The following is a 4,684-nucleotide window of genomic DNA, read 5'->3' as shown; positions in this document are numbered from 1 at the left end:
GTCCTGGCGGGCGGCGGCGTCGCCCTCGCCGCCGGGTGGGCCGCGCTCGCGGCGTTCGCGGACGTCCCGGCGGCCGTCGCCGTGCTCGTGTTCGCCCAGGGCGCGCTGGGCTTCGGCGTCGGCTCGACGCTGATCGCCCGCGCCCTGTACGCGGCGGCGGACGCGCCGACCATGGCGGGCGCGTTCGCGACCGCCGCGCTCAACGTGGGCGCCGCCGTCGGCCCGCTCCTCGGCGGGATCGCGGTGGACGGCGGCCTCGGCCACCGCTCCCCGGCATGGCTGAGCGCCGCACTGGCGGTGGTCGCCCTGGCCGCCGGGGCTCCCCTGCTCAGGGGCCGACGGGACGACCACGACCGAGAGGACGGCAGTGACGGACGAGTGACCGGCGGCGAGCGGATGATCAGTGGCGGGCGCAGGGGCGACGGCCCTTGTTCGCCTTGTTCCGCTTGCGGCCTCGACGCTTGCGTGTGCGCTTCGACATGACCCGATTGACCCTCTGAACCGTCCCCCCGGCAAGGCCCCGCACGGTGACTTGCCGGGAGCGGCCAGGTGAGGGCGGCCCGCGCGGCGCGCCGTCCGGGGACGCGGAAGGCCCGCCGCGCACGCGCGACGGGCCTTCCGGTCGACCGTTCCGGTCAGCGCACCTCGGTGATCTCCGGGCCGCGCTCGAACGGGTTGAAGGTCTCGGTGTTCTCCTCGCCCTGCTCCTCGGCGGCCTCCTGGAACTCCTTCGGGATCTGGAGCTCCAGCAGGTCGCGCGGGGGCATCGGGGAGTCGCCGCGGACGACGACCACGCCGTTCAGCACGTCCTCCAGGACCTGCCACTGCTCCTCGTCCTCGATCGCGGCGCCCTGCACCACGGCCTGGAGGAACCAGCGCGGGCCGTCCACGCCGACGAAGCGGATGATCTGCGGAGCCCAGCCCTGCTCGATGAACTCCTGCGGGATTTGCTCCTTGACCTCGTCCGGCATCTCGGCCAGGACTTCCTCGGTCAGGGCGGCGGGCACCATGGCCAGCAGCTCGTCGCCGAACGGGCCCTCGACCTCCTGGACCTGGCCGCCGGCGTTCTCGGTGATGTCCTGGGCGGTCTCGCGCCGCACGTCCTCCCAGATGCCGCTGCGCTTGGGCGCGGCGAACACCTGGAGCTGCATCGCGCTCTCCTCGTACTGGACGAGGACGGCGACGGGCCGCCCGTCCAGCGGGTTGCCCTCCTCGTCCACCTGGGTGGCCTCGAAGTTCACCTGGAAGCCGAGCCCCGGGGCGACCGGGATCCGCAGCGCGCCGAAGTCCAGGCGCTGCATCTCGGGGTGGGAGTCCTCGGAGTCCCACGGGCCGCCCTTGACGGCCTCACCGCTCGCGGCGGTCTCCTCCCCGGCCTCGGCCTCGGCGGCTTCGACGGCCTCCTCGGCGTTCTCCGCGCCCTTCGCGGGCTCGTCGTCCCGCCGGCGACGTCCAAAAGCCACGACTCACACTCCTTCTCGACTGTGCGTGTTGTCCGCGAAACCGCCCGTGGAGCCGAAACCGTTGGCTCCACGCGACGATCCGGGAAGTTCGGCGACCTCGTGGAAGACCGCGTGCTCCACCCGCTGGACCACCAGCTGCGCGATGCGGTCCCCGCGCCGCAGCCGGACGGCGGCGCGCTGGTCGGTGTTCAGCAGGGTCACCTTGATCTCACCTCGGTAACCGGCGTCGACCGTACCGGGTGCGTTGACGATGGTCACCCCAAACTTAGCGCCCAAACCAGACCTCGGGTGGACGAAGGCCGCGTAGCCGTCGGGAAGGGCGATCGCCACCCCGGTCGGGACGACTCGCCGCTCTCCGGGCGCGAGCTCCACGTCCTCGGCGGCGAACAGGTCGGCCCCCGCGTCGCCCGCGTGCGCGTACGACGGCGCGGGCAGCCCGGGGTCGAGCCGCTTCAACAGGACGTCCACGCTCACGACGCGCTCCATTCTCGTCCGGGACCGCTCGTCCGGACCGTCTCGGCCCGGAGTCGCCGCGGTCGCGGTCCCTCCTCGTCACGGGCCATTCTTCCCCGCCCGCCGCTCGGCACGGACCATTCCGGCCGCGGATCGGGCGGCGCCGGCCGTCCGGTCAGGGATTGACCCGGCGGCCGGTGTCGGCGCCACCGTGGGCGCCGCCGCCGGTGCCGTCCGTGCCGTCGGTACCGTCCATGCCGCCCACGCCGTCGCCGTGCCGCTCGAAGTGGGCCACCGGGACCTCGACGAACAGCGCCGCCGCGCGGACCGCGACGGGCCCGTCCAGGGCGTCCATGCGGGCCTCGGCCTCCAGGTACGCCTTGCGCCCGACGACGCCGGTGCAGCGGGTCCGGATGAAGAGCGTGGTGCCCACCGGCACCGGCAGCAGGTAGTCGGTCTCCAGGCGGCCGGTGACGTACGGCTTGCGGAGCAGCCACACGACCATACCGAGCGCCTCGTCCATCGCCGTGGCCAAAACGCCGCCGTGCGCGAGACCGGGCGCCCCCTGGTGCAGGTCGCCCACGGTGAACTTGGCCGACACGCCGAGCCCGTCCTCGCTCACGGCCTCCAGGTGCAGCCCGGTCGGGTGGCCGGGGCCGCAGCCGAAGCACCGGCTGTAGTGCGGGCCGAGCGGCTCCCCGAGGGGCGCGTCGGGATGGGGCTCGGGCACGGGCGTGCCCGCGGGCGGGACGGTCAGGTGGGAGCGGTTCACGACCTCAATTTACCGGCTCAGCCGCATGACCACTTCCGGCACGTTTACCTCTCCGGACCGGAGAGGCGACGTACTGTGATCTCCATCACGAAGCACACATGACGTCCCAATGCCTGCATTCCGGCGAAAGGCGACGAAACCGTGGGCCACCAGGTCATCCACCGATCACTCGACGGCACCCGCGTCCGGCTCCGCGGCGACCACGATCTCGGCCGGCCGTTCACCTCGGTCGCCCGGATCACCGCGGGCGGACGCCTGCACGAGATGTCCAGCGGCACCCGGGCGGACGCGGCGGCCTGGGCCGAGGACATCGGTGTCGCCCGGTTCGAGCAGGAGTTCCGCGTCCAGGGCGGGCGGCTGCGGGTGGGGCACGCGGCGGCCGTCCGCGACCCCGACACCGGCCAGCGCGACATCGCCCTCGCCGCCGTCTGGGAGGGCCGCCGTTTCGCGGCCTTCACCCACATCTACGGCGGGCGTCCGGCCGACGCGGTCGGCTTCCTGTCCGGGCTGCGGATCACCGAGCACGACGACGGGATCAGCGTCGCCCCCGCCGCGCGCCGGGTGGCCCTCCCCGAACCCGCCGAGCTGGTCAAGGAGGTGCCCGGCCTCGGCCTCCTGGAGATCACCGCGCTGACCGGCGAGACGCGCAGGCGGCTGCCGGGCTGGCGCGGCGCGGCCGTCGCGGGCGGCGAGCTGTTCCAGGACACCGTGGACGGCCAGGGCCCCTACTTCCTGCTCGCGCTGGAACGCCTGCTGGTGACCGTCCTGCCGGACGAGGACCAGGTCCGGCACGTCCCCGGACGGCTCGCCTCGCTGTCGGTCGACGCGGTCCGGTGAGCGGTCCGGTGACGAGCGGCCCGGCCGTCCTCGCCGCCCTCGCCGGAGCGGTCGCGGTCCCGGTCGTGCTGGTCCCGTCGCTGGCCGGCCACCTGCGCGGGCGGTCGCTGGGCACGGCGCTCCGGGCCCAGGCTGCCGTCCCGTCCCGGTTGGCGGCGGCGGTGGCGTCCCTCGCGGTGGCGGCCGAGGCGGGTGTGCTGGGCCTGCTGCTCGCAGGGGTGATCGTCCGCCGGACGGGCCTGGTCCAGGGCGCACTGGCCGTGGCCACCGTGCTGTTCACCGCTTACGCGGCCTACGCGGCGTATGTGACCCGTACTCGGACGGGACGCGTCCCCTGCGGCTGCGGCGGCGACCTCTCCACTCCGATGTCGGTGTGGGTCGTCGTGCGCGCCGCGGGGCTGGCCGTCCTCGCGCTGGGCGGGGCGCTGACGCCGCTGCCGGACCTGACCGGCGGGACGGTCTCGGGCGTCGTCGCGGGAGCGGCCCTCGGCGTGCTCCTGTGGATCCTCCCCCGCGCGATGGCCGTCCCCGAGACCGCCGGGGGCGTCGTGGAGGTCCCCGCCGTGCCTGAAAGGAGTTCGGGGTGAGCTTTCAGACCAGTGCGCTGCTGCTGTCATGGGTGGCGATCCTGCTGCTGGCCCTGGTCGTCGCGGGCCTGGTCCGGCAGGTGCACGCGCTGGCCGGGACGGGGCGCGCAGCCCCCGCCCGTCCCGCGCCCGGCCCGGAGACGGGCGCCGCCGCGCCGGGATTCGACCGGCTCGGCCCCGGCCTGGTGCTCTTCCTGGACCGCGACTGCGGCGTCTGCGCGGAGGTCCTCGCCCTCGCCGAGCCGCCGGTGCGCGCGGTCTTCGCCGGCGCCGCGCCGGACTCGGCCGCGCCCGGCGTGACCGTCCTCGCGCACGAGAGCGCGGGACTGTTCGAGGACTACCGCGTCCCCGCCACCCCCTTCGCGGTGGTGCTGACGGAGGACGGGCGGGTGGGGCGGGCGGCCCCGGTCGGGTCGCCCGCGGCGCTGCGCGAACTGCTGGAACCGGAGGGAGTCGGAGGTGCGCGATGATCGAGCTTGAGGACGTCCCGCCGCTGCGCGGGCCGCGTCCGTCCGGGGCGGAGCGGGTGCGCCGCCGCCCGGTGGCCGAGGAGGGGCCGCGGTTCCGGCCCG

Annotated in this window: 7 protein-coding genes and 1 pseudogene; 4 read left to right on the top strand and 4 right to left on the bottom strand. The window is 75.0% G+C overall.

What is annotated here, in order from left to right:
* Positions 1 to 3 precede the first annotated feature (3 nt).
* Positions 4 to 360, top strand: a pseudogene (locus DZF91_RS43095) (Cmx/CmrA family chloramphenicol efflux MFS transporter); the annotation flags it as partial.
* A gap of 40 nt (positions 361 to 400) precedes the next feature.
* On the opposite strand, the gene DZF91_RS43090 reads toward DZF91_RS43095, so the two are convergent.
* The 4 genes from DZF91_RS43090 to DZF91_RS07805 form a co-directional block, all read right to left on the bottom strand.
* On the bottom strand, positions 401 to 481 hold the full coding sequence (locus DZF91_RS43090) for a 50S ribosomal protein bL37 (RefSeq protein WP_407920894.1): 81 nt from the start codon (positions 479 to 481) through the stop codon (positions 401 to 403).
* 154 nt (positions 482 to 635) lie between these two features.
* Entirely contained in the window at positions 636 to 1,463 is an 828-nt protein-coding gene (locus DZF91_RS07815) for a DUF3710 domain-containing protein (protein WP_117356812.1), read from the bottom strand.
* A gap of 3 nt (positions 1,464 to 1,466) precedes the next feature.
* Positions 1,467 to 1,937, bottom strand: coding sequence for a dUTP diphosphatase (dut, locus tag DZF91_RS07810; RefSeq protein ID WP_407920893.1), 471 nt, complete (start codon positions 1,935 to 1,937; stop codon positions 1,467 to 1,469).
* Positions 1,938 to 2,091: 154 nt separating this feature from the next.
* A complete protein-coding gene (locus tag DZF91_RS07805) occupies positions 2,092 to 2,688 on the bottom strand; it encodes a PaaI family thioesterase (protein WP_117356810.1) in 597 nt (198 codons plus the stop codon).
* 141 nt (positions 2,689 to 2,829) lie between these two features.
* Here DZF91_RS07805 and DZF91_RS07800 point away from each other — a divergent pair, with 141 nt between their 5' ends.
* Genes DZF91_RS07800 through DZF91_RS07790 form a run of 3 tightly spaced genes read left to right on the top strand, consistent with a single transcriptional unit; the run spans position 2,830 to position 4,582 of the window.
* Positions 2,830 to 3,525, top strand: a complete 696-nt coding sequence (locus tag DZF91_RS07800; protein ID WP_117356809.1) for a hypothetical protein — start codon at positions 2,830 to 2,832, stop codon at positions 3,523 to 3,525.
* Positions 3,526 to 3,533: 8 nt separating this feature from the next.
* Positions 3,534 to 4,112 carry a MauE/DoxX family redox-associated membrane protein gene (locus tag DZF91_RS07795; RefSeq protein ID WP_147341054.1) on the top strand — a complete coding sequence of 193 codons (579 nt, stop codon included), beginning with the start codon at positions 3,534 to 3,536 and terminating at the stop codon, positions 4,110 to 4,112.
* A complete protein-coding gene (locus tag DZF91_RS07790; protein WP_117356807.1) occupies positions 4,109 to 4,582 on the top strand; it encodes a hypothetical protein in 474 nt (157 codons plus the stop codon). The genes DZF91_RS07795 and DZF91_RS07790 overlap by 4 nt, the downstream gene beginning before the upstream one ends.
* Positions 4,583 to 4,684: the final 102 nt, after the last annotated feature.

This window comes from Actinomadura logoneensis, assembly GCF_003428695.1.
GTDB lineage: Bacteria > Actinomycetota > Actinomycetes > Streptosporangiales > Streptosporangiaceae > Spirillospora > Spirillospora logoneensis.
Note: the sequence above shows the minus strand (reverse complement) of the source record. Positions and strands in the feature narration are given on the sequence as shown.